Source organism: Acinetobacter sp. 25-47-122 (assembly GCF_056779695.1).
The window spans coordinates 213586-238450 of the sequence record NZ_JBWYIJ010000001.1; the positions used below are offsets into that span (position 1 = coordinate 213586).

The 24865-nt window shown below is 37.8% G+C and carries 24 protein-coding genes; 16 read left to right on the forward strand and 8 right to left on the reverse strand.

Going from position 1 to position 24865, the window contains the following annotated elements:
• Window positions 1-68 precede the first annotated feature (68 nt).
• The 3 genes from trhO (at window position 69) to AC1M9P_RS00975 (ending at window position 2214) form a co-directional block, all read left to right on the forward strand.
• Entirely contained in the window at window positions 69-1001 is a 933-nt protein-coding gene (trhO, locus tag AC1M9P_RS00965) for an oxygen-dependent tRNA uridine(34) hydroxylase TrhO (protein ID WP_481586490.1), read from the forward strand.
• Window positions 1002-1196: 195 nt separating this feature from the next.
• Window positions 1197-1538, forward strand: a complete 342-nt coding sequence (locus AC1M9P_RS00970; RefSeq protein ID WP_481586491.1) for a hypothetical protein — start codon at window positions 1197-1199, stop codon at window positions 1536-1538.
• A gap of 67 nt (window positions 1539-1605) precedes the next feature.
• Entirely contained in the window at window positions 1606-2214 is a 609-nt protein-coding gene (locus tag AC1M9P_RS00975; protein ID WP_035270685.1) for a DedA family protein, read from the forward strand.
• Window positions 2215-2240: 26 nt separating this feature from the next.
• On the opposite strand, the gene AC1M9P_RS00980 is transcribed toward AC1M9P_RS00975, so the two are convergent.
• Both AC1M9P_RS00980 and AC1M9P_RS00985 read right to left on the reverse strand, forming a co-directional pair.
• Window positions 2241-2765 carry a YecA/YgfB family protein gene (locus AC1M9P_RS00980; RefSeq protein WP_179997742.1) on the reverse strand — a complete coding sequence of 175 codons (525 nt, stop codon included), beginning with the start codon at window positions 2763-2765 and terminating at the stop codon, window positions 2241-2243.
• A gap of 66 nt (window positions 2766-2831) precedes the next feature.
• A complete protein-coding gene (locus AC1M9P_RS00985; protein ID WP_092766845.1) occupies window positions 2832-3038 on the reverse strand; it encodes a PA3496 family putative envelope integrity protein in 207 nt (68 codons plus the stop codon).
• Between the two features lie 297 nt (window positions 3039-3335).
• Here AC1M9P_RS00985 and rpoD point away from each other — a divergent pair, with 297 nt between their 5' ends.
• The 7 genes from rpoD to AC1M9P_RS01020 all read left to right on the forward strand — a co-directional run bounded on the left by rpoD (window position 3336) and on the right by AC1M9P_RS01020 (window position 11757).
• Window positions 3336-5273 (forward strand): RNA polymerase sigma factor RpoD, encoded by a 1938-nt coding sequence (gene rpoD, locus AC1M9P_RS00990; RefSeq protein WP_228133303.1) that lies wholly within the window; start codon window positions 3336-3338, stop codon window positions 5271-5273.
• A gap of 127 nt (window positions 5274-5400) precedes the next feature.
• Complete coding sequence (locus tag AC1M9P_RS00995) at window positions 5401-5688, forward strand: YbeD family protein (RefSeq protein WP_035270687.1); 288 nt, start codon at window positions 5401-5403, stop codon at window positions 5686-5688.
• 129 nt (window positions 5689-5817) lie between these two features.
• Window positions 5818-6474, forward strand: a complete 657-nt coding sequence (lipB, locus tag AC1M9P_RS01000) for a lipoyl(octanoyl) transferase LipB (protein ID WP_035267889.1) — start codon at window positions 5818-5820, stop codon at window positions 6472-6474.
• A gap of 77 nt (window positions 6475-6551) precedes the next feature.
• Window positions 6552-7085, forward strand: a complete 534-nt coding sequence (locus AC1M9P_RS01005; protein WP_035267888.1) for a hypothetical protein — start codon at window positions 6552-6554, stop codon at window positions 7083-7085.
• A 2-nt stretch (window positions 7086-7087) separates the two neighbouring features.
• On the forward strand, window positions 7088-8272 hold the full coding sequence (locus tag AC1M9P_RS01010; protein ID WP_035267887.1) for an iron-containing alcohol dehydrogenase: 1185 nt from the start codon (window positions 7088-7090) through the stop codon (window positions 8270-8272).
• Window positions 8273-8539: 267 nt separating this feature from the next.
• Complete coding sequence (locus AC1M9P_RS01015; protein WP_481586492.1) at window positions 8540-9934, forward strand: APC family permease; 1395 nt, start codon at window positions 8540-8542, stop codon at window positions 9932-9934.
• Window positions 9935-10239: 305 nt separating this feature from the next.
• Window positions 10240-11757 (forward strand): outer membrane protein transport protein, encoded by a 1518-nt coding sequence (locus tag AC1M9P_RS01020; RefSeq protein WP_092766849.1) that lies wholly within the window; start codon window positions 10240-10242, stop codon window positions 11755-11757.
• A 35-nt stretch (window positions 11758-11792) separates the two neighbouring features.
• Here the strand turns inward: AC1M9P_RS01020 and AC1M9P_RS01025 are convergent, their stop codons facing one another.
• Window positions 11793-12245, reverse strand: a complete 453-nt coding sequence (locus AC1M9P_RS01025) for a hypothetical protein (RefSeq protein ID WP_481586493.1) — start codon at window positions 12243-12245, stop codon at window positions 11793-11795.
• Window positions 12246-12412: 167 nt separating this feature from the next.
• On the opposite strand from AC1M9P_RS01025, the gene AC1M9P_RS01030 reads away from it, so the two are divergent.
• Entirely contained in the window at window positions 12413-13492 is a 1080-nt protein-coding gene (locus tag AC1M9P_RS01030; RefSeq protein WP_481586494.1) for a hypothetical protein, read from the forward strand.
• A gap of 61 nt (window positions 13493-13553) precedes the next feature.
• Here the strand turns inward: AC1M9P_RS01030 and AC1M9P_RS01035 are convergent, their stop codons facing one another.
• The 4 genes from AC1M9P_RS01035 to cysG all read right to left on the reverse strand — a co-directional run bounded on the left by AC1M9P_RS01035 (window position 13554) and on the right by cysG (window position 18315).
• Window positions 13554-14528 (reverse strand): isopenicillin N synthase family dioxygenase, encoded by a 975-nt coding sequence (locus tag AC1M9P_RS01035; RefSeq protein ID WP_035267882.1) that lies wholly within the window; start codon window positions 14526-14528, stop codon window positions 13554-13556.
• A gap of 108 nt (window positions 14529-14636) precedes the next feature.
• Window positions 14637-15971 (reverse strand): solute carrier family 23 protein, encoded by a 1335-nt coding sequence (locus AC1M9P_RS01040; RefSeq protein WP_481586551.1) that lies wholly within the window; start codon window positions 15969-15971, stop codon window positions 14637-14639.
• Window positions 15972-16421: 450 nt separating this feature from the next.
• On the reverse strand, window positions 16422-16901 hold the full coding sequence (locus AC1M9P_RS01045; RefSeq protein WP_481586495.1) for a tRNA (cytidine(34)-2'-O)-methyltransferase: 480 nt from the start codon (window positions 16899-16901) through the stop codon (window positions 16422-16424).
• Between the two features lie 28 nt (window positions 16902-16929).
• Window positions 16930-18315, reverse strand: coding sequence for a siroheme synthase CysG (cysG, locus tag AC1M9P_RS01050; protein ID WP_481586496.1), 1386 nt, complete (start codon window positions 18313-18315; stop codon window positions 16930-16932).
• A gap of 199 nt (window positions 18316-18514) precedes the next feature.
• Here cysG and AC1M9P_RS01055 point away from each other — a divergent pair, with 199 nt between their 5' ends.
• The 5 genes from AC1M9P_RS01055 (at window position 18515) to AC1M9P_RS01075 (ending at window position 23526) form a co-directional block, all read left to right on the forward strand.
• On the forward strand, window positions 18515-19765 hold the full coding sequence (locus AC1M9P_RS01055) for a dienelactone hydrolase family protein (RefSeq protein WP_481586497.1): 1251 nt from the start codon (window positions 18515-18517) through the stop codon (window positions 19763-19765).
• A 45-nt stretch (window positions 19766-19810) separates the two neighbouring features.
• Window positions 19811-20332 carry a flavin reductase family protein gene (locus tag AC1M9P_RS01060; protein ID WP_179997732.1) on the forward strand — a complete coding sequence of 174 codons (522 nt, stop codon included), beginning with the start codon at window positions 19811-19813 and terminating at the stop codon, window positions 20330-20332.
• 29 nt (window positions 20333-20361) lie between these two features.
• Window positions 20362-21447, forward strand: coding sequence for an LLM class flavin-dependent oxidoreductase (locus AC1M9P_RS01065; RefSeq protein WP_179997731.1), 1086 nt, complete (start codon window positions 20362-20364; stop codon window positions 21445-21447).
• 60 nt (window positions 21448-21507) lie between these two features.
• Window positions 21508-22350, forward strand: coding sequence for a hypothetical protein (locus AC1M9P_RS01070; protein ID WP_257219853.1), 843 nt, complete (start codon window positions 21508-21510; stop codon window positions 22348-22350).
• A 156-nt stretch (window positions 22351-22506) separates the two neighbouring features.
• The gene (locus AC1M9P_RS01075; RefSeq protein WP_481586498.1) at window positions 22507-23526 is read left to right on the forward strand and encodes an AraC family transcriptional regulator; all 1020 of its coding nucleotides are present in this window, start codon (window positions 22507-22509) and stop codon (window positions 23524-23526) included.
• 52 nt (window positions 23527-23578) lie between these two features.
• Here AC1M9P_RS01075 and serS read toward each other — a convergent pair whose 3' ends face one another.
• Complete coding sequence (gene serS / locus AC1M9P_RS01080; RefSeq protein WP_481586499.1) at window positions 23579-24850, reverse strand: serine--tRNA ligase; 1272 nt, start codon at window positions 24848-24850, stop codon at window positions 23579-23581.
• Between the last annotated feature and the right edge of the window lie 15 nt (window positions 24851-24865).

Here is a 24865-nt window from a genome sequence, read left to right on the forward strand (position 1 = left end):
TATTTTCAAAAATCGCGTTAGAATACGCGCCTGATTTTGTCCCTATATTAATACATTTGGAGTACTCCATGAACGCTACTGTAGAACAGCTTGCACCTGTAGAACAGCAAGCGACCACTGGTTGGGTTGTTGCGGCACTTTATCAATTTAAAGAGGTTGAAGATTCTCTAGCACTTCAACAAAAATTACTTGAGTTGGTAAAAACCATCAACCTATGCGGTACTCTTATTGTTGCCCATGAAGGGATTAACGGAACAGTTGCAGGTGACCGTCATGCAATTGATGTCATTCATCAATTCCTTTTAAATGAAGGATTTAATGATATGGAATATAAAGAGTCACACAGTGACGAAAAACCATTCCGTAAAATGAAAATCAAACATAAAAAAGAAATCGTGACTTTAGGTGTTCCAGTGAAGCCACGCGACTTAGTTGGTCACTATCTAGACCCTAAAGAATGGAACGAACTCATTGCACGTGATGACGTGATCTTAGTCGATACAAGAAATGATTACGAATACAAAGCAGGCACATTCAAAGGGGCAATTGATCCAAAAACTGAAACGTTCCGCGAATTCCCTGAATATGTAAAAAACAATCTTGAACAGCATAAAGATAAAAAGATTGCCATGTTTTGTACAGGCGGGATTCGTTGTGAAAAATCAACTTCACTACTTCTTCAAGAAGGCTTTAAAGAGGTATATCACCTCAAAGGTGGTATTCTTAAATATTTAGAAGAAACCCCTCCTGAAGAAAGTTTATGGGAAGGTGAATGCTTTGTTTTTGATGGTCGTACTGCGGTTACACACGGAGTGGAAGAAGGTCAAAATGTGAAGTGCCATGCTTGTGGTTGGCCATTAACCCCTGAAGAAGTAGCATTACCAAGTTACGAACATGGCGTATCATGTCTTTATTGTATCGATAAAACAACAGAAAAGCAGAAAGAAGGATTCCGTATGCGCCAGTCTCAGATTATTGCGGCAAAACGTAAACGCCTATAAATAAAAAATATTTTATTTAACTTACAAAAGCGTTGTCTACATTACAGTGTAGATGACGCTTTTTACATTGAACAAACAAAATTTCAATTCTGCTATATCACCATTACAAAGTTATTTTAGAACAACACAAAACACATGAAGTCATTCAGATAAATTTAATACGAAGGAAATAAATTTAGCTCAAGGATGAAAGTCATGAATCGAGTGCCATTCAAATATCTTCCTGTTCGACGGAATTTTGCTCACCATAATCATTTAGATCGTGTATCAGCTGTACCGACACATTTAACATTTACATATATCGATTCACATAATTCTGGTGTTAAATTGCATATACGTAACCAATCCCATTATTTTATCGTAACGTTAGGTGCTTGTATCGGCGCAATTATTGCTTTAGCAATCGGTTTTCAGATGAGAAATTCAATGAGTCTTATCTTCATCATCAGCATAGCTCCCCTTCTCGTCAGCTATATCCTACGAGAAGTCTATGTTCATACACTTATACAAATTCAACATCCTGAATTAATGCATTAACTTAATTTCACTGTATTTTTTCCTAAAAACATCTAGCATAGGTTTAACTTTAAAATACAAATCACTTATGAAAGATTGGATCATTTCAGTGATGGAGCAATTGGGCTATTTCGGCATTGCTCTATTGATGTTTCTCGATAATGTGTTTCCACCTATACCCTCTGAGATTATTATGCCTTCAGCTGGCTATACCGCTTCTCAGGGTCAATTACTTTTGATCGGTGTCATTATTTCAGGAAGTATAGGTTCGCTCTTAGCTGCCGCTACGCTGTATTGGTTAGGACGTAAGATCTCTGATCAAAAGCTCTATGCATTCGTTGATAAATATGGAAAGTATTTATTTATTAAAGTAGCTGATGTTGATAAATCATTAGAATGGTTTGAAAGATATGGACATCGAATCGTTTTTTTTGGACGTATGGTTCCAGCAGTACGATCTCTGATTAGCATACCTGCAGGCATGAGCAAAATGCCTTTTGCAAAGTTTATGTTTTATAGTGGTTTAGGCACGATTATATGGACTACCTTTTTAGCATATGTGGGTTATTATTTTGGAAATAATACTGAAATGATGCACAAAATATTTAGCCAAGTCAGCTATCTAATTATTGCTATTGTGATCAGCATAATCATTTGGATTGTGTACCGCAGACAAAAAAGAAAGCACTCAAAATAAAAAAAGCACCTTACGGTGCTTTTTAATTAGTTCGGCGTGTGATACATCAAATACAATTCATTCAAGTTATCTGGAATTTCTTCTGCAAGCTCATCCATCAATTGACCGTTACGGCGGAAAGACTCCATTTGAGGATCTTCTTCGTCAACTCCACTAAACACCATGATTGGCAGAGTGAGATCAACCAATTGCTCTTCAAACTCAGGTGTGAACCATGCATCTTCATTTAAGAACATTGCATCGACAAAGCCTACACTCCAATCCCCAAGGCTTGACTCTACATCTGCTTCTTCAATTTCAAAAGGAAATTCAATACCTTCTTCATTGGCAAGTTTTTGACGTAAATCTTCTAACCAAAGTTTAATTTGAGCTACGATCTCTGCAGGCACTTTCTTTTGATTATTGTCAAATAACTCATCCAACCAACGATCAAATTGAGGACCTACAGCTGTCGCACACAAAAAACCATGAGTTGCAGCAAAATCTAGACCATGCTCATTTTGGTCGCCATCTAAGTAGTCACTTAACAAGTCTAAATCTAATGCACTCATTGTATTTCCAAAGGTTGTATCTTAATTCCGTAGAATAACATTTTAGATCAGGATACCCAATCTAATTTAGTCTTCATCATCGTCGAAATCATCATCGTCAAAATCATATTCAAGATCTTTCAATTCACGATCTAAACGACGCTGTGCAAGTAAGTCATCAATCAAGCGACGCTTTTCTAATGATTCTTTGGCGCTAATTTTGCTCGTAGTTTCATCAAAACTAACATCATCATCACCGTAGTTATCATCTAGTTCAAAATCTGTAGAAGACACTAAAACTACCTCATGTGTGAAAAAATGAATGGGGCTAGGCGCTATTTATCTTTGTTCAGAATACTTGTCAAGTTTTATTTTATTTTTCGCTGATATTTATACAAATTTTAGTTTATTTTGGACAAAAAAATATGTCATTATTTAATCAAGGATCAAATCTTTATTGCTGGTTTAAAATAAAAAGCATGATGTGCTTGAAATGAACAATTTTGACCCAATATTGACTTAAATAGCTTAATTCATTGGTTTTCAAAACCAATTATACTGAGTTAATACCATACTAAAGATAAGTTAATTGTGCTAGAATGCACGGTTTTTCCCCGCCACAGATTCAACGAGAAGAGAGCAAAGATGAGCGATATGCATTCCCCTACTTCACAAGTAGCGGCTCTGATTAGCCGAGGCAAAGAACAAGGTTACTTAACCTACGCTGAGGTTAACGATCATCTCCCAGACTCGATCACTGAAAGCGAACAGATTGAAGATATCATTCAGATGCTTCAAGACGTCGGTATTCCTGTACACGAACGTGCGCCAGAATCTGACGATGCAATGTTTGATGGTAGTAGCGCAGAAACGACTGACGAAGTTGCTGAAGAAGAAGCAGCTGCAGTTTTAGCATCTGTAGAAAATGAGCCTGGTCGTACAACTGACCCTGTTCGTATGTATATGCGAGAAATGGGAACAGTTGAACTGTTGACTCGTGAAGGCGAAATTCAGATTGCAAAACGTATCGAAGAAGGTATTCGTGACGTTTTAAACTCAATTGCTTATTGGCCAAATGCGGTTGAAGTTGTATTACAAGAATATAAAGATTACGAAACTGGCGAGCGTCGTTTAGCCGATATCCTTTCAGGCTATTTAGATCCAGAGTCTGATGAAGAAATTCCAGAAGTTTTAGAAGAAGTTGATGCTGATCTTGAAGAAGAAACAGAGACTAAACCAACTAAAGATGTAAAACTTGATGACGATGATGAAGAAGAGTCTGAAAGTGATGATGATTCTGAGGGTGATTCAGGTCCAGACCCTGAAATCGCAAAAGTGCGTTTTGCAGAGCTAGAAGCTGCATGGAATGCGACTAAAGATGCGATCGCAAAACATGGTCGTAACAGTAAAGAAGGTAAAGCAGCTCTTGAGTCGCTCGCAACCGTCTTTATGATGTTTAAGTTCACACCACGTTTGTTTGACATCATTTCTGAAATGATTCGTGGCACGCATGAACAAATTCGTACAGCAGAACGTGAAGTAATGCGCTACGCAGTTCGTCGTGGTCGTATGGATCGTACTCAATTCCGTACAACGTTCCCTGGTCAAGAATCAAATCCAGCTTGGTTAGATGAGCAAATTGCTAAAGCCACTGCTGACCAAAAACCATACTTAGAGAAAGTACGCCCTGACGTTCTTGCTTTCCAACAAAAAATCGCTGATATCGAAAAAGATCTCGACCTTACTGTACGTGAAATTAAAGATATTTCTAAACGTATGGCGATTGGTGAAGCAAAAGCACGTCGTGCTAAAAAAGAAATGGTTGAGGCGAACTTACGTTTGGTAATCTCCATCGCGAAAAAATATACCAACCGTGGTTTACAGTTCCTCGATCTGATTCAGGAAGGTAACATTGGCTTGATGAAAGCCGTAGATAAGTTTGAATACCGTCGTGGTTATAAGTTCTCGACTTATGCAACTTGGTGGATTCGTCAGGCGATTACACGTTCAATTGCTGACCAAGCACGTACGATTCGTATCCCTGTACATATGATTGAAACCATTAACAAGATCAACCGCGTATCTCGTCAATTGCTTCAAGAAATGGGACGTGAACCTACGCCTGAAGAGTTAGGTGAACGCCTTGAAATGGATGAAGTCAAAGTTCGTAAAGTGCTTAAGATCGCTAAAGAACCAATTTCGATGGAGACACCGATCGGTGATGATGAAGACTCACATCTTGGTGACTTCATTGAAGATGGTAACATCACTTCACCAGTTGATGCTGCAACTTCAGAAGGCTTGAAAGAAGCAACACGTGAGGTACTTGAAAACCTCACTGAACGTGAAGCTAAAGTCTTGAAGATGCGTTTTGGTATTGATATGCCGACGGACCACACGTTGGAAGAAGTTGGTAAACAGTTTGATGTAACACGCGAACGTATTCGACAGATCGAAGCAAAAGCGTTACGTAAATTACGTCATCCATCGCGTTCTGAACATTTACGCTCGTTCCTTGAGAATGACTAATCTATCCATAGGATAATACAGGCTTGAATATGGGGGACACTCCCCCATAATATAAAGCATGTAGCAAATAATTCTAAATACCTGCGCCTAGCAGGTATTTTTACTAATGAGGTGTCCTATGACTGACATGATCGATCGCACTCCATCACGCGAACTACAAGAACATCTTTGGGTGTTTCCGATGGATTATCCAATTAAATTGATTGGTCTTGCAGGTGAGGATTTACGCAAAGCCGTGAATGACATTTTTGTTAAACATTTCCCTGATTTTGATGGGAATGCAATGACAGTGACACCATCGCGTACAGGCAAGTATCATTCAATTACTGCGCAACTTCGTTTTGAAGAGCTTGAGCAAGTACATCAAGTATATGCAGACTTGGCTGCTTGCCCTTTAATTAAAACTGCACTTTAATAAAAAAACACGCTTCATGCGTGTTTTTTTATGTTTGTTAATTATTCATCAAGTATGTGCCTAGGTCACACTTAATTCAACAATATTGTCTATAATAAAACTCATTTTTGAATGTGAGCCTTAACCTCCGTGGATGTCAAAACCAAACCTCAATTGATTATTCGTCACTATACCCAAACCACTTCTTATGAAGATCGCTTCCAAGAAATGAAGCTGATGACAGAACAGCGTGACGAACAAACAGCAGATGAATTTTGGATTTTGCAGCACAATTCTGTGCTTACCCAAGGACAAGCTGGCAAACCAGAACATATATTAGTGCCTAGCCATATCCCAGTTGTTCAAACTGATCGTGGTGGACAAGTCACTTGGCATGGTCCAGGACAATTAGTTGCATATTTTATGTTTGATTTAAATCGATTAGGCTGGAATGTCCGTACTTTAGTCAGCTATGCAGAAAATGTCATGATCGATTTATTAAAAAAATACGGTATCGAAGCTTATGCTAAACCAGATGCACCTGGTGTTTATGTTGATGGTAGAAAAATTGGATCTCTGGGCTTTAAAATCCGAAAAGGTCGCAGTTATCATGGACTCTCACTTAATATAGATTGTGACCTGGAAGGCTTCCAAACTATTAATCCATGTGGTTATGCAGGTCTTGAAATGGTCAGAATCTCTGATTTGATAAATCCCTACCCAAGTTTTGATATGTTAGTTCAAGACCTCATTGCCTATCTAAAAAAAAGTGACCTGTTCAGTCAAATTATCGTGAATGATCATTAAAACTCCTTTACTTTGTCATTAGATAATTTTAGAGTATTTACTCTAAATTATAAAACTATGTGATAAGGGACAAGTGAGTGATTTCTATTAACTCTGTAAAGCCCGCGCTAGAACAAGCTTATGTCAAACTCATGCTTGACGTGATTGGCAGAGGCTTAGCGATGGCAAGTCAAGTCGATGAAGAAATAAAACAGGAAATTGCTAAATTTCCTGTCGGCTTCACGATTTCAATGGACGTTTTCAACAGTGATGCAGCATTTATTGCACAAGTGAATCCACAACATCAACTTGTCTTAATCGACCATGCATCAAAAAAACCAGATTTAACGATTACCTTTAAACATATGCATCATGCTTTTTTGGTATTTTCTTTCCAAGAAAGTACTGCACAAGCATTTGCAAATGACCGTATGATTGCTGATGGCGATTTAGGTCATGCAATACGTTTAGTGCGTTGTCTGAATAAAATGGAAGCCCTTATTCTTCCAAAATTAGTCGCTGAACTTGCAGTCAAAGAATATCCGGTCAATCTGTCATTAAAAGAAAAATTGACAGGTGCAGCAAATATTTATCTCAAAGTAGCTCAGTCATATATTAAAGGGAGTGCTTAAGCATGGCTAAACCATATTATGAATTTTTCTGTCCAGTTAAAGTGATTGCTGGTAATGCTGCGCTTGAACACATTCCATTTGAGCTAGATTCAATGGGTTCAAAAAAACCACTCATCATCACAGACAAAGGCGTACGTGCCAATGGTCTACTTGAACCAGTGGAAGCTGCTTTTGCAGCGACAGAAGTAAAAATTGGCTCAATTTTTGATGAAGTTCCACCGGACTCAAGTTTAGAAACAGTAAAAGCCGTGACTGAGATGTATCGTAACAATCAATGCGATGCCATCATTGCAATTGGGGGTGGTTCAGTCATCGACACAGCAAAAGCTGCCAATATTCTCGTCTCCGAAGGAGGCGATGATCTGCTGAAATATTCAGGGGCTCACAACCTACCTCGCCCATTAAAGCCTTTTTTTGTTATCCCAACAACATCAGGTACAGGCTCTGAAGTCACGATGGTTGCTGTGGTTTCAGATACAGCGAATAATCAAAAAATGGCATTTGCTTCAAAATATTTAATGCCTAGTGCTGCAATTTTAGATCCACGTATGACTTTAACATTACCTCCACACCTGACAGCAATGACAGGAATGGATGCAATGACACATGCAGTTGAGGCCTATACGTGTTTGGCAGCGAATCCTATCAGTGATGCTTACGCTACTGCTGCAATTAAAAAAATTAGTGAAAACTTGTTTAGAGTTTTGGAAAATCCAAAAGATGCTGATGCCCGTTTAGAACTTGCTCAAGCATCAACCATGGCTGGAATTGCATTCTCAAATGCAATGGTCGGTATTGTTCACTCCCTTGGACACGCTCTAGGTGCAGTTGCTCACTTACCACATGGTTTGTGCATGAACTTATTCCTCCCTTATGTGCTCGATTACAACAAGGATGTGAATGGCGATAAGATTGCTGACCTGTTACTACCGCTTGCAGGTACTGATATCTATGCACAGACACCAGCAAATCAACGTGCAGATAAAGCTATTGCGATTATCAACACAATGCGTGATCGCATTTATGATTTAACTAAACTGCCACGTACATTACGTGAGACAGGCAAAGTTACGCAATCTCAATTAGATGAAGTTGCCGAAAAAGCGTTAAATGACGGATCTATCATTTTCAACCCTAAAGAAGCGACATTAAAAGATTTGAAATCTATCTTAGAAAAAGCTTGGTAATTTTCTCAAAATAAGTAAAGATACGCTTAAAACTAGCCTGATGTTTTTTTAGACATCAGGCTTTTCATTTGTTAGTTGTTTTAACTCATGAGTTCAATACCTTTGGCATAAATCCTGCTAAAAAAACTCGCACAAACTACTGACAAACTGCATCAATTTGGTTTAGATTGGCGCACTTTTGAAAAAACATTAGGGGGGATCGTTCGTCTCAAACGATCCTTAATTGATTTGACTGATCCTTGATCAACGATTAAGAGGATAAAGCCGTTGACTAATATAACTGGGACTCAATCGGCAGCTAAACTGCAAAAAACGCTAGGACTCTGGCACATCATTATTATCGGTTTAGCTTATATTCAGCCAATGACGTTGTTTGATACTTTCGGTTTGGTATCAGAAGAAAGTAATTTCCACGTTCCTACATCATATATTTTTGCACTTGTTGCAATCCTACTGACTTCATTGAGTTATGGTCATATGATCCGTAGATATCCATCTTCAGGTTCAGCGTATACCTATGCTCAAAAATCTATCCACCCTAACGTTGGTTTTATGGTTGGCTGGTCATCATGGTTAGATTACCTGCTCTCCCCCATGGTCAACATCATCCTTGCGGTGATTTATCTTGAGGCTTTATTCCCTAATGTCAATCATTGGGTCTGGGTCATTGTGTTAACAGCATTTATGACAGGTATTAACCTTCGTGGTGCGCGATTTGTTGCAAATTTCAACAGCTTAATTGTATTCGTACAATTAATTGTGATCGCTGTATTTACATGGATGGTCTATACCAAGCTCCAAATGGGATATAACGCGGATGGTCCAATCTCTGCTGAACAACGCTACCAACTTTGGAGTTTAGAACCATTTTGGAATGAGTTAACTTCAGTGGGTGCCTTAATCACAGGTGCGACATTACTCTGCTTCTCATTCACAGGATTTGACTCACTCAGTTCTCTCGCTGAAGAAACTAAAGATACTGAGAAAACGCTACCAAAAGCGATTTTCTTAACTGCGTTAATTGCAGGGATTATCTTTATCGTCAGCACTTACTTCATGCAGATCTATTTTCCTAATAATCCGGGATCATACTTCCAGAATATTGCAGAAACTCAACCTGAAATTTTGTTGTTGGTTGGTGGATCTTTGTTCCAGTCTTATGTGCTTGCATTTGCCATCATTACTGTTATGGCATCAGGTATTTCTGCACATGCAGGTGTATCACGCCTTATGTATGTTATGGGACGCGATGGTGTCATCAATAAGAAAATTTTTGGTCACATCAGCCCTAAAAACTTCACTCCATCATATAACATCATGATTGTAGGTGCAGTCGCATTAACCGCTGGTTTTATGGATTTAGACTTTGTCATTTCATTAATTAGCTTCGGTGCGTTAACAGCATTTAGCTTTGTGAACTTATCTGTTATCTCACGCTATGCGTTACGCGATGGTCGTACTAAAACAGCGAAAGAAATTATTAATTTCGTTATCGTACCATTACTCGGCTTTATTGCAGTATTTGCATTGTGGTTAGAGGTCGATCAAGCATCGCTTAAATATGGTTTGATTTGGGCGATTGGTGGTATTTTGTATTTAGGTTATAAAACCAAAGGCTTTAAATACCCTGCTCCACAACATGATGAGTTTAATGATCGTTAAAAATTGATTTTTTAGAAAGGCGCCTAGGCGCCTTTTTTTATCATGGAAATTGACCAAAATGATCAAACATCAATCAAAATTTCTTATTTAAAAATAAACTCTACATCATAATATGCAGCTTTATTTCAAAATAATGAGACAAATAACACATTTAAACGCAAATACATGAAATTAAATAAAAAATGATTGGCAAAAAATTACATATTTGTCAGGATACTCATTGACCAAAAATTACACGATGTGTATAAAGAGCAAAATATTTGAGTAAAAGCTCTAATAATATTCATTACACAGGGAATGTAATAATGCGTTTGAATACACTTACTGGGGCGATTTTGGTCGCAATGTTTCCAACCGCGGGCGCTTATGCTGCAGCTATGGATCGTTCAGGCCAATCGATGAATGGCTTTTTGCAGCCAGGAAACTATGTAGATTTTAGTTACTCAATTTTGGATGCTGATCTTTCAGGAACAATGAGAACTGAACCTTCGGGCCCTGCATCTGCAGGATTAAGAGACCCGAATGGTTGGAATATGCCTACAGCAGATGATATTAACGCAGGTGGGGAAATTGCGGGCTCAAATTTAAGTGATATTGCAGACACGTTCGGATTTGCAAATATTAATTTAAAATTTCAAGTGACTGACAATATTTCATTAGGTTTAATTTATGACCAACCTTTCGGAGCAAAAGCCTCTTATTCAAATTCTGATAAAAAACATTCCAGAGTCAACAGCTCAGGACGATTGCCATTAGGTGACCTTGAATCTGCGACAAAATATGGTGCATTTCACAGTGAGTATGGCAGTACAGAGGCTGAAGTTTCGACAAATAGTTTATCTCTAGTCGTAGGCTTCCAACCTAATGAACACCTTAATTTTTATGCAGGCCCAGTTTATCAAACAGTAAAAGGTGATCTTAGTTTACAAGGAACTGCTTACAGTCTGTTGGGAGGTTATTTATGTAATTCACAGACTAGTGGTGTAGCACTGTGTAGTACTTTTAAGGAAAAAGGTACAGGTTCAAGAGATCTTCTTGGTCGTGATACAAGAAAAGATTATCAAGGCTATAAAGCAAGTATGCCTGAAGAAGGTGCTTTTGGTTGGCTAGCGGGTGCTGCATTTCAAATTCCTGAAATTGCATTAAGAGCTTCATTAACCTACAGATCAAAAATTTCTTATTCAGTTCAAGCTGAAGAAAGTATGCCTGAAGTGATTACAGATACATTACCTATTGTACATCCTGGGTGGCATATTGTAGATAAAATTGGGGCACTTGGTACCGACTACCAATATACAGAAGGTAAAACCTCAGCATCAACTCCACAATCAGTTAACCTAGATTTCCAATCAGGTATCATGGCTGATACATTAGCTTATATCAATTTACGTTGGGTAGATTGGTCTGAGTTCAAAATCCGTCCATACAAATTTGGAGTTTTAACTTCTTCTATTACGGAGGGACAAGGTAAAGGACCTCGTGGTTTCGACTTAATCGCTTATGAAAAAGATCAAATATCTGCAACATTCGGTATTGCAAGAAAATTAAATGAAAAACTTGCATTGACCATTATCGGAGGATGGGACTCTGGTGCAGGTGAATATGTTTCAACTTTAGGTCCATCTGAAGGTTTTTGGAGTGCAGGATTAGGTGGTCAGTACAGCTTTAATAAAAATACATTCATTCAAGCGGGTGCACGATATTTTTGGTTAGGTGATGCAAAAGCTCAATCTGCTAGTTGGTTCGGAACCGATCGCTATGATGCAGATTTTAAAGACAATACAGCTATTGGATATAGCTTTAAAATTGGTTACCGTTTCTAGAGTTTAAAAAGCACGGATTCTTCATCCGTGCTTTTTTAAATTAATCGACAACTAAAACCTAATTTAGTATCAATTTGATTATCTTTGAATCCCAAATACTCAATAAACCTGTTTCGATCATCCACAATTTTCTGTTCATCTATAGACATACGATGGCGATTTTTTTGCGCTAAAGAATATGTTTCATCTACAGAAGCTTGATATATATGACATAATTCAAGCTGTTTCTTACTTTTTAACACCAAATTTTTTCCTGTCCGCTCGAAATCATTTCGTTTTAACGCCGTACTCCAATTTTCCAAATTTTTGAACATTTTTACTTTCATCTGAGCTACTGCTTGATCGATTTCCTGTTGAGTCAATGGATTAATATTATTTAAATCCGCTTGTTCTTTATTTTCATTTTGTGCCATCACTTTAGAGGTCGTCATTCCTGCACAGATGATTACTATAATTCCATAGCTGTATTTTTTAATGTTTTTAATCATACATCCCCGTATCTAATTTATTTCGATAAATTTATGTTCGTATTAGACAACTGATATTTTAAAAAAGCCATTTTAATAATGTAATAGATTGAAATATTAAGGGATTAAGGCATTTTTTTTGCATTATCAATTCACTGATTTAATTATATATTTTTGGTATTGAATTTATGAAAAAAATGTTTCCGTTAGGCTGTGCTGGACTAGGCATACAAGCCTCATCATTTGAACATCCAGTATCTCTTAAAGAACCATCAATAATGGAAAAATTCGATCTACTTGCAGAATCGAACGTGTGGGATTTTATCGATCACATTCCGACTCATCGTGAAATGATTGATGATTACATTAAAGGGAGTCAAAAATACAATATTCCAGTTTATTCAGGTTACGGATGCTATATTTGGGGAGAACATGAAAAAATATTCAAAGAAAATATCGAGCTATCATGTGCCGTAGGAGCCAAATACCACAACATTATGCTTGCAGCAAAAGACAGTAAATTCAACTATCTTAATGATCAACAAGTTGCTGATGCCTATTTATATTTTTATGAGTATGCTCAAAGTAAGGGTATAACCATTACCTTTGAAAATCACGTAGATAATTGGTCTGAAGATTATCGCCGGGTAGAGAAAGTTGCAGCTTTAGTCAATCATCAAGGTATTCCATTTAAAATGGCGATGGACTATAGCCACTGTATTTTCAAAATCGAAAATCCAATCGAATCTTATATCTCTTTTCAACATGACCAAGAGGCGATTAGAAAGCTTGATCCTTTCAACTGCGATAGTTTTGCAGATGATTGGTTAAATCAAAATTTGGTACATTGGGGGCAAATACGTCCTGCGGTTCCAAACGGGCCATTAAATACATTGTCCCAAGAATACAGCCCATGGGAAGGTCACGGTCTTAATCGCCCTGGAAGAGGCATTCAATACCCATTTAGGCAGCCACCAAAAAATGCGTGTCCCCATGATGAATGGCATGCATATAAATTAAGCTGCACCCAAGAGGTCATTCGCAAGATGATTGACCATTATTTGGATCATGAGGATACAAATATTGAAATCATGACCGTGGATAATATTAATTTATGGTCCTATGGTTTGGGTTGGAAATATAATATGTTTGCAGATAGCTGCGACATAGCGCGCTATATTAGACAAATATATGCGGAAAGAGCATCAATTCATTATGCTAAAAAAGGGCTAAGTTCTGAGGACTTTATCAATCAATATCGCTCATAAATCATTAGAATAATTAAAAAAAAAGCATTATATAGATAATGCTTTTTTTGTATCGCGAGATTTAAGCTACTGCATTCTCTTCCGCTTTTTTATATGAACGATTATACATTTCTTCTAAATGCTCCCCTACTGTACATGGTGCATATAAAGGTAATTCACCTTCTTTCAATGTTCCTGGAACTGGCTCAATCACAGCGTGATAGTCTGGTTCATAAAAAAATGGAATTGAGTAACGATAAGCACCATTTGAAAAACTATTTTTTACTCGATGTGGATTGGAGTGATATAGACCATTGGTCCATTTTGGAATCATATCACCTAGATTAACTACAAATGTTCCTTCAATTGGTGGTGCTGCAACCCACTCTCCGTCAGGCATGCACACTTCTAATCCGCCTATTTGATCTTGTGCCAAAATGGTGACTGACCCCCAATCTGTATGCGCGCCAACGCCATATGTTTCATCATCATCTCTAGGTGTAGGTGGATAACGCAACATACGTAAGGTTCCCATAGGATCTTTACTAGAAGCATCAAAATAGTTCGATGGCAGATTTAACGTTAATGCCAAAAGTTGCATCAGAAAATTTGCCAGTTTATACATTTCATCGATGTACTCCTGACAAATCAATTCACATTGAGGTAATTCTTCAGGCCACTGATTTGGACCATAGTTTTGATATTTAGCGATTGCAAAAGGATGATCTTGAGGATAATTACGACCACAATAAAACCCTTCTTTATAATCTGGCTTGCCGTAAGGGTCTAATTGCTGACCATTTAGTTTATCAAATCCACGGAATCCAAAAAAATTACGTACATCATATTTTTGCTTAACGTCTTCTGGAAGCGCCAATAACTCTTTTGCTAATGCAAACTGTCGCGTCATCATTTCTAAAGGAACTGTATGATTCTTCACATAGAAAAAACCTGAATGCATCGCAGCTTTTCTCAGTTCAGCAACTGCACGTTTAGTCGCCTCACTTTCTGGTTTGTTTATATCTACGCCTGCTAAATCAATTACTGGTATTCCCATTTTTATCCCCTTGTATCAGGTATACATCTTTTACGTTTTCATTATCTTGCTGAAACTTTCGACAATTTAGGATTGACTAAAATTTGTCTTAAAAGCTAAGTCTCAAACTTAAGTTTTTTCTGGTACAACCTCTGCTACTATTTGATTCTGCTTTTGCTTAGCTCGATTAAAAATCAGATTTAGAATAATTCCAGCAAATGTCGCCGTTGTAATGCCGCCGAGATCAAGTCCACCAACCATAATCGAATAGTTCCCTGCGCCCATAATCACAGTCACTGATGCCACAATAATGTTGCCGTTTTGAGTAAAATCGACTTTATTTTCGATCCAGATTTTCGCACCAGCGATTACAATTAAGCCGAAAACAATCATTGAAGTCCCTGTCAAAATTGCGACAGGTAATGTGCTAATGAGTGCTCCAAATTTTGGTGATAATCCAAGAATAATGGCGACAATACCCGCAATTACAAAAACCACTGTAGAGTAAATACGCGTTGCCGCCATGACCCCAATATTCTCTGCATATGTAGTTAATCCTGTTCCTCCTACAGCACCAGACATAGAGGTACATACCCCATCTGCCAAAAATGCTCTACCCATATAAGGCGTAATATTTTTGCCAGTCATTTCACTTACAACTTTGAAATGCGCAAGATTTTCAGCAATAAGAATAAATGCGATAGGTAAAATCAGCAGAATTGCATTCATTTGAAATTCAGGTTGATATAAAGTTGGTAAACCAAACCATGCCGCATTTGAAACCGAGCTAAAATCGATTGGTTTACCCATTCCCATCATGTTAGCTAAAACAAAATATACAAGATACGAAACTATCAAACCCACCAATAGCAATAATCGTCTCAACATTCCTCTTGTAAATACTGCGACACCACCAATACACATTGCGGTCAACAAAGCCATCCATGTATCAAACTCATTACCTGATACAGCTTTAATCGCCCCAGGTGCTAAATTTAATCCAACTATCATAATGATTGCACCAGCAACAACTGGTGGTAAAAGATTCTCCATCCATTGAGAACCCGTTTTCATTACAAGTAAACCCATCAAGGCATAGAAAATACCACATACCACTATTGCACCTAAGGCAATCCCAATATTTGGATTTAACCCTGAACCGGTATAGCCTGTTACAGCAATCACAGCACCAATAAAAGCAAAACTACCCCCAAGATAGCTTGGCACTCTCCCACCTGTGATAAGGAAAAATAATATCGTGCCAATACCAGATAACAGGATCGTTAGACTAGGATCAAACCCCATGAGCAGCGGTGCCAACACTGTTGCACCAAACATGGCAAATGTATGTTGAAGTCCAAGTACAATACTTTGTCCTGCAGGCAAGTACTCGTTCATGGCAACGGGAGTTTTTTCAATATCCCCTTTAAAAGGAGTAAATTTGGAAAACCAATTCTCTTTCATCACATACCACCCCATTGGTAATGTGAGCCAATGTCGAACATCTTTAGACATTGGCTGTACATTGATAAATTCATTTCGTTTATGTACAAATCACAGTTCGTCTATCAAATTTATCGGAACCATATATTCACTTTAACTAAGCAACAAATATACCAATTGGTCGAATTTCTAATATCTCGTTTGGATGACAGCTAGTTTAAGATCAACAAAAATCAAACCTAACACTCTGTTTTATATAAATATTAATTTCATTAACAAATGAAAAAATTTGACCGTTTTGTATATTTTTTAGACTTTTACTCAAAAAAATTTGATTCCCGAAATATAAAATCAAATCGTATTTAAAATCATTATTTTAATTTTATTCTTAATGAATATTTCATCATATTAGCCAAGTTTTACTAAACTTTTATGCATTAAAAAAGGTCACCTTTCGATGACCTTACTGACTTAAGTTAAATCTTTAAATCCTTGTTGTCGCCATGCTTCATAAACAATCACTGCCGTAGCATTAGATAAATTTAAGCTTCTAGAATTTGGCGCCATGGGCAAACGAATCCAATGTTGCTTTGGGAACATCATACGAACATGTTCAGGTAGTCCGCGCGTTTCAGGCCCCATGAGTAAAGCAACTGGTCTATTCAGATTCGAGGTATGTGGTGTTTCGGTACCTTTGGTCGTTAAAGGATAAATCGAATCTTGATCGACACCTTGACTCGTTAGATTTTCCAGACAAGCTTCGATATTATCCCAAATCTGCATGCGAGCCCATTCATGGTAATCTAATCCAGCACGCTTTAACTTCTTATCATCCAGCTCAAAACCTAGCGGTTTGACCAAATGTAATTGTGCTCCTGTATTTGCACATAAACGGATAATGTTTCCTGTATTTGCAGGAATTTCTGGTTCGTATAAAACAACATGAATCACAATAATTTCTCAACTTTATAGCAGACTTTTACAGTTCGTCTTGCCATTTCAACTGTTCTCTTAATTTCACCACCTCACCAATAATGGTCAAAGTTGGCGCCTGAATTTGATTTTCTAACACTTTCGAAGCGATATCTGCCAAAGTCCCCACAACAACTTTTTGTTCTGGTGTCGTACCTTTAGAAATTAAAGCAACAGGCATGTCTGCTCGTTGACCATGTTGAATAAGCTTTTCACAGATTTTTTCTAATCCAACAAGCCCCATGTACAGTACCAATGTTTGGTGTTCATACACGAGTTCATTCCACGGAAGTTCAGGAGAACCTTCCTTCAAATGTCCAGTCAAGAAGCGAACACTTTGTGCGTAATCACGATGAGTTAAAGGGATACCCGCATAGGCTGAACACCCTGATGCTGCGGTAATTCCGGGAACGACCTGAAATGAAATTCCTGCCTCATAGAGTTCTTGAATTTCCTCACCACCTCGCCCAAAAATAAAAGGATCTCCTCCTTTTAAACGGCAGACACGTTTGCCTTCATTCGCATATTTCACGAGTAAAGCATTAATACCTTCTTGTGGAACAGCATGATTTGACCTTGCTTTACCCACATAGATTTTTTCAGCATCCCGGCGGCATAACTCCATAATAGCACCAGAAACTAAACGGTCATAAATCACAACATCTGCTTGTTGCATCAACCTTAAAGCTTTGAGTGTGAGAAGCTCGGGATCACCTGGACCTGCCCCAACTAAATAAACTTCACCTTTAGGTTTGTTCCATTCTATTAAAGATTGATGAATAATTTTTTCTGCTTCAGCCAGATTATTATTAAATACACGCTCTTTGAAAGGTCCAGCATACAGCTCTTCCCAAAAGATACGGCGTTCATCAGGATTTTCAATTTTTTGTTTTACACGTTGTCGCCATTCACCAGAGATTTTAGCTAATGCTCCCATTCCATGCGGGATAACAGTCTCAAGTTGAGTTCTAATCTGTCTGGACAATACTGGGGATGCACCATTACTCGCAATTGAAATAACAAGTGGAGAGCGATCAACAATTGCAGGGACCATAAATCGGCAATGTGGTGGATCATCAACACTATTCACCAATACATTTAAGATTTCACATTCTTCAAAAACTTGTTGATTCACTAAAGGCTGATCTGTGGCAGCAATCACTAAACGGTAATCGTTTAATTTTAAATCGTGATCTTCAAAATGAGCTTGAATGTATTGACCAGAGCTTTTCTCGACAATCTCTAAAAGTTGCGCCTCAATCTCAGGTGAAATAACCGAAATTTTTGCTCCTGATTTTTGCAGTAACAGTGCTTTGCGATATGCAATATGCCCTCCACCGACAATCAAACAAGGTTGCTGCTGCAATTTTAATGAAATTGGAAAAATATCCACTGAATCGATCCTCATATGCCCACTCTATTTTAGCACCTTCTCCACTACTCAAGCTGCTTAAAAGTAAGCAAGTGGTAGCTTTTTTAACAGATGCATATCGATGAAGGGACCTAAAACGGATAAAACTTGAACTCTATTTGGATAGTCAAAAATCCTGCTGATGCCGATGATAAGTTCAACAGTAAAGGAGATTATCGAGATGGCTGGTTCATATATTGATGTACATTCATCAGCAGGTTCGTTTAAAGCATATCTTTCAGTACCTGAGGTAGGTAAAGGTCCTGGTCTTGTGTTATGTCAGGAAATTTTCGGTGTTAATGAAGTTATGCGTCAAAAGGCAGATTTTTTGGCTGAAGAAGGTTATACCGTTATTGTTCCTGATTTATTTTGGCGTATTCAACCTAATGTAGAACTCGGTTATACCGAAGAAGACTTTCAAAAAGCATATGACTTATATACTCAATTTAATCAAGATCTGGGTATTGAAGATATCAAATCTACAATTGAAAAACTCAAATCCCTTGAAACAGTTGATCAAGATGCAGGTACTGGATTGGTCGGATACTGCCTAGGCGGTAAATTGGCATATCTCGCAGCTTGCCGCATTCCAGATTTAAATTGTTCTGTTTCTTACTATGGTGTAGGAATCGAGCAAAACCTAGAAGAAGCAGTCAACATTCAATCCAAACTGGTTCTTCATTTTGCTGAACAAGATCAATTCTGTGATTCTAACACTCGTGATCAAATCCTACTTGCTCTGCAAAACAACTCAAAAGTCGAAACATATATTTATCCAGATGTCGATCATGCCTTTGCTCGCCCACAGAGTATGCATTATCACAAGCCTAGTGCACTCATGGCACATGAAAGAACCATTACAGCTTTACGCAAAGCAATAGGACCAAATTACGACCTTGCTGCGCTATGGGAAGAGCATGTTCGATTTGAATTTGACACTCGAAATGTTCCAGACACGATGGCAACAATGGTGGCAGAGCCTTATGTCAATCACATTCCAACATTGACAGGTGGCGTCGGCTACAAACAATTAGCTCGCTTCTATCAATACCATTTTGTTCATAACAATCCAAAAGATATGAAACTGACGCCTATTTCACGAACTGTAGGCGCAACTCAAGTCGTTGATGAATTCATTATGAGTTTTACTCATGATGAGGAAATTGATTGGTTAATTCCTGGAATTAAACCGACGGGAAAATATGTAGAGATTCCAATGCTCGGCATTATCAAGTTCCGTGGACCGAAACTATGTCATGAGCATATCTATTGGGATCAGGCAAGTTTACTGGTGCAAATTGGCGTATTAGATCCAACTGGACTACCTGTTGCAGGTGTTGAAACTGCCAAGAAACTTTTAGATGAAACTTTACCCTCAAATGAACTGATGCCAACTTGGCCATCCAGTGAAAATAAACCGATTGGCGAATAAAGGAACTCATTCTGACAATCAGAATTAAGATGAAGGATTATGATCATGTTAAATGAAATGACACCTGTAATACAGTTGGAGCAACGCTCGTTACGCCAACTCTTAGGTCAGTATGCAACTGGGATTACAGTGGTAACTGCATTAGATTCAAATCATAAAAAAATTGGAATGACAGCGAACTCATTTACTTCTGTATCGCTTGATCCACCTTTAATTTTATGGAACATCGCAAAATCTGCGACACATTTCGAAGATTTCAAACAGGCAGAATATTTTGCCATCAATATCTTGAGTGAAGATCAGTATCAAGAGTCTAAGCATTTCTCAAAATCTTCTGATGACAAATTCGAAGGCTTAGATGACGTTGATGAGTATATGGGCATCCCCATTCTAAATAAATCCTTAACCACTTTTGTTTGTCGTCAGTATGAGCTTCATGAAGCTGGGGATCACTACATTATTGTGGGACAAATTGAAGCCTGCCGTAATCAGCTTGGAAATCCATTGGTGTTCCATAACGGGCAATATAAACAAGCAAATCTTCATCAAGCATTTGCTGGTGTATAGCGAATTCACGAAATTTAAGGATTTTTAAAATGAATCAACATCACTTTTTCAATGATAATCGCTTTCTACTCGGCTCATTTGCTTCTAACTGCTCAGGTGGAATGACCATTTCAACTCTTGAAGATCGATGGAGTGCGAGCTGGGAAAAGAATCTCGAACTTGGAAAAATGCTAGATGAAGCTGGTATCGACTTCATGTTACCGATTGCTCGCTTTACAGGCTATGGCGGTGAAACAGACTTTCAGGGAACAATTTTAGAGACCATGACTTGGGCGGCCGCATTATTGGCTTTAACCAAAGACATTACAGTTTTTGCGACAATTCAGACCGTCCCCAATCATCCAGTTGTAGTTGCCAAGCAGATTGCAACGCTATCTGAGATTAGTCAAGGTCGTATTGGACTCAACATCGTTGCAGGTTGGAATAAACCTGAATATGAAGCACTCGGTCTACATTTACCTGATGATCACGAAACTCGTTATGGTTATGCACAAGACTGGTATGACCTGATTAAAAAAGTATGGACCAGTGAAGAAAAATTTGATTTTGAAAGTAAGTTTTTCAAAACCAAAGGAACTTATGGAAAACCAAAACCACTTGTACATCCGCCTATCTTCAATGCTGCTGGTTCAAAAAATGGACGTGAATTTGCCGTTAATAATGCGGACTTTCTTTTTACACCAGCTTCAGACTTGGGCAGAAGCAAGATTGAAATTGATGAGCTTAAACAAGCAGGTCGCGACGTAAACCGAGAAGTCAATGTGATGACCTTCTCCCATGTCATTTGCAGACCTACACAAGAGGAAGCCAAAGCAGAATGGGATCGTCAATTAAACAATGCTGATACTGTTGCCGTTGACAATCTGATGAGCTTAATGTTTGCACATGCTCAAAGTTTCCCAAAAGAAGTTCAACAATCCATTCGTGATGCAATGAGTGTAGGCCATGGTGGCTTTCCATTAGTCGGTACACCTGAACAAGTCGCGCAAGGTATTTTAGATTTACATGAAGCTGGTTTTAGAGGAACGACTCTTTCATTCCTCGATTATAGCCGCGAATTTCCGTATTTCCGTGATCATGTTTTACCAATTTTGGAAAAGCATAATATTCGTTAATCCACCACTTAAGCCGACAGTTTCACTGTCGGCTTATTTATTTTAAGAGGGAATTTAGCTGTGAATTATATTTTAAAGGGGTTATTCACTGGATCAATCTGCTTTGCATTAGGCACTGCAGTTCAAGCGGCAAATTGGAGTGATACTTCACTGGCTGTCAGTTATGGTCAAGATTTCTCAGAACCATTTAAAGACGGTGATTTTGACAAGTATATTTTTAGTCTTGTACACCTAAGCGGCTATAAATATGGCACCAATTTTTTTCAACTCAATATGCATCAATCCTCAGCTGAACCAAATGCAAACAAAGCTTCTGGTCGAGGAGCTCAAGAGGCATATGCAATTTATCGTCATACCTTAGATATCCCAAGTATCACGCAACACAAACTGAATGATTCTAGTTGGTTCAAGACATATGGTTTTACAGTAGGTTTTGACTGGAATACAAAGAATGATGATTATGGTTCAAATCGACAAATGTATGTTGCTGGTCCAAGTGTTACATTAAATACACCAGGCTATCTTAATCTCAGTTTGCTAGGTTATTACGAGAGCAATGATGCTAATGTACTGAGTAAAAAATATACCTACGATCCTTACTTAGCACTTCAAGTGCTTTGGGATTTTCCTATTATGCAATCGAATTGGAATTATCAAGGCATAGGTGTCTGGATGAGCACCAAAGGGAAAGATCCTTTTGGTGAGCCTACCGCCAGCGAAATCTTTGTAGACATGTCTTTAATGTATTCTTTACTTAAAGATAAATCTGCCAATCAACCAAAATTGAAAGCTGGGATTGCTTATCAATACTGGAAAAATAAATATGGTAATGATGCATCTGGTGTCGCTGGTTCAGGAGCGACCGCGAGTAGCCCTATGTTACGTGTTGCTTACCACTTTTAAATAACATATCAAATTAATCTAATTTAGTACCAAAAGAGTATTTTTATATTCTGCTATTTTAGATTAATTTATTTATTTGAGATAAAACAAAAAAAGCAAAATCATGGATTGATTTTTGCATAAGTAATGATAAGCAAGCTAAGGATAGAGGTATTTATGTATAGCCAGCAACATAGGTCTATTTCTACGATTCAATCACATACGCAGAATATTCATGATGCCAACCATTGTCTTGATTTAATCATTGGCCCACATGATTTAGTCGATTTTAATCAATATGAACCATTGGATTTTAGTTTTAATGGATCGCAAATCGGTCGTATGATTATTGGGGATTTAACATATGGTAAAGATGTAATTTTCAAAACGCATACGCATGAAAATATGAACCACTTTTGTATAACGCGCCCTAAAAATGGGCGACCATTATTTAAAAAAGATGGTCAAACTTTTTACGCCTGTTATGATCAAGCATCCATTGTTTCACCTGAAGATAAATTTGAACTAATTATTGACAAAGACTGTGTGCAAACATTCATTTCTTTTTCAAAGACTTTTGTTGAAAAAATACTTTCAGATTTAATCTCTCAACCAGTTACCGAATCTTTGGTATTTCAAAATGTGATGGATCAAAACAACCCGAAAATTAAAGCATGGTGGGATTTAATAGACAGTATTAAAAATTTCACAAACAATTTTACCAATACTTCATTTTTTCAAGAAATGCGCTCAGATTTTGAATATATTATCGTGAAGTCATTATTATTATCTCAACCCAATAACTATAGTGATTTAATTTATAAAAATACTTTAGATTATCCTGACTTCTTTACTCGCTTGTTAGAATTCATACAAAAAAATATACATCAAAAAATTGAAATTTCAGATTTAGAATATGCATCTGGATTAAGCAAAAAAAAGCTGAATACAATTTTCAAAAAATATTTAAAATGCAGTCCAAATGCTTATATACGCCATTACCGACTTAAATGTATTTATAATGAAATTTCACAGTCTACGCATAAAATTAATATTACTGAAATTGCTTATAAATGGGGTGTTACACATTTAGGTCGTTTTTCACTTGAGTATAAAGATGCATTTGGGGAAAAACCGAGTGAGACCTTAAAAAAAATTATTGAAAGGCAAACAGGCAGTGCTCAACTCATTCATTAAAACACTAAAAAAAAGCTAACTCAATTGAGTTAGCTTTTTTGTGTTTTATCGATTAATCGATAAAATTTTGTCCACCCATATAAGGACGTAAGACTTCAGGAATCTCAATCGAACCATCTTCACGTTGATAGTTTTCCATCACCGCGAGCAAAGTACGACCAACTGCTAAACCTGAACCATTCAAAGTATGAACAAACTCTGTTTTCTTTTGATCAGCACGGTAACGAGCTTTCATACGACGAGCCTGGAAATCCCCCATGTTTGAACACGATGAAATTTCACGATAGGTATTTTGGCTTGGTACCCAAACTTCTAAGTCATAAGTCTTCGTTGCACCAAAGCCCATATCACCACCGCATAGGATGATTTTACGATATGGCAATCCAAGCGCCTGTAAAATACCCTCAGCATGCCCTGTCAACTCTTCCAATGCTTGCATAGAGTCTTCAGGTTTAACAATTTGAACCATTTCTACTTTGTCAAATTGGTGCTGACGAATCAAACCGCGTGTATCACGACCATAAGAACCAGCTTCACTACGGAAACAAGGTGTATGAGCAGCATATTTTAACGGTAGACGCTCAGGATCAATAATCTCATCACGCACAAAGTTAGTCACAGGTACTTCAGCAGTTGGGATCAAGTAATATTCTTTGTCACCTTGAAGCTTGAACAAATCTTCTTCAAATTTAGGCAACTGACCAGTTCCACGTAATGAATCAGCATTTACTAAATACGGTACATAAGCTTCTGTATAGCCATTTTTCAATGTATGTGTATCTAACATGAACTGCGTTAGTGCACGTTGTAAACGTGCAAGCGGGCCCTTGAGCACACTGAAACGAGTACCTGTTAACTTAGTCGCTGTTTCAAACTCGAGTCCACCCATCCACTCACCAAGATCAGTGTGATCTTTAATTTCAAAGTTGAATTCACGAGGCGTACCCCATTTTAAAATTTCAACGTTGTCATTCTCATCTTTGCCCTCTGGCACCGACTCATCAGGTAGGTTTGGAATAGAAAGTGATTTTGCTTCAATTTCAGCTTGTAGTTCTGTTAATGCAAGCTCAGCAGCTTTAATTTCATCTCCGATCGCGCTCATACGAGCCATGATTTCAGAGGCATCACCACCTGCTTTTTTGATTTGACCAACTTGTTTAGCACCCGAATTACGTTCTGCTTGTAAAGCTTCAGTCTTAGACTGAATTTCTTTACGACGAGCCTCTAAAGATGCCCATTCTTCTACGTTGAGTTGCACGCCACGTTTAGCTAAGGCTAAATTTACAGCCTCTATATTATTTCTAAGTAATTTCGGGTCGATCATGGTTAATCTTTTCAG

Coding starts and splice junctions, on each gene's coding strand:
- AC1M9P_RS01035 (WP_035267882.1), bottom strand. CDS start 14,528: ATGGGAATACCAGTAATTGATTTAGCAGGCGTAGATATAAACAAACCA.
- AC1M9P_RS00980 (WP_179997742.1), bottom strand. CDS start 2,765: ATGAGTGCATTAGATTTAGACTTGTTAAGTGACTACTTAGATGGCGAC.
- AC1M9P_RS01040 (WP_481586551.1), bottom strand. CDS start 15,971: ATGAAAGAGAATTGGTTTTCCAAATTTACTCCTTTTAAAGGGGATATT.
- serS (WP_481586499.1), bottom strand. CDS start 24,850: ATGATCGACCCGAAATTACTTAGAAATAATATAGAGGCTGTAAATTTA.
- AC1M9P_RS00975 (WP_035270685.1), top strand. CDS start 1,606: ATGAAAGATTGGATCATTTCAGTGATGGAGCAATTGGGCTATTTCGGC.
- AC1M9P_RS01030 (WP_481586494.1), top strand. CDS start 12,413: ATGAAAAAAATGTTTCCGTTAGGCTGTGCTGGACTAGGCATACAAGCC.
- AC1M9P_RS01060 (WP_179997732.1), top strand. CDS start 19,811: ATGTTAAATGAAATGACACCTGTAATACAGTTGGAGCAACGCTCGTTA.
- AC1M9P_RS01065 (WP_179997731.1), top strand. CDS start 20,362: ATGAATCAACATCACTTTTTCAATGATAATCGCTTTCTACTCGGCTCA.
- AC1M9P_RS01055 (WP_481586497.1), top strand. CDS start 18,515: ATGGCTGGTTCATATATTGATGTACATTCATCAGCAGGTTCGTTTAAA.
- AC1M9P_RS01025 (WP_481586493.1), bottom strand. CDS start 12,245: ATGATTAAAAACATTAAAAAATACAGCTATGGAATTATAGTAATCATC.
- AC1M9P_RS01020 (WP_092766849.1), top strand. CDS start 10,240: ATGCGTTTGAATACACTTACTGGGGCGATTTTGGTCGCAATGTTTCCA.
- AC1M9P_RS00995 (WP_035270687.1), top strand. CDS start 5,401: ATGATCGATCGCACTCCATCACGCGAACTACAAGAACATCTTTGGGTG.
- trhO (WP_481586490.1), top strand. CDS start 69: ATGAACGCTACTGTAGAACAGCTTGCACCTGTAGAACAGCAAGCGACC.
- AC1M9P_RS00970 (WP_481586491.1), top strand. CDS start 1,197: ATGAATCGAGTGCCATTCAAATATCTTCCTGTTCGACGGAATTTTGCT.
- AC1M9P_RS01075 (WP_481586498.1), top strand. CDS start 22,507: ATGTATAGCCAGCAACATAGGTCTATTTCTACGATTCAATCACATACG.
- AC1M9P_RS01010 (WP_035267887.1), top strand. CDS start 7,088: ATGGCTAAACCATATTATGAATTTTTCTGTCCAGTTAAAGTGATTGCT.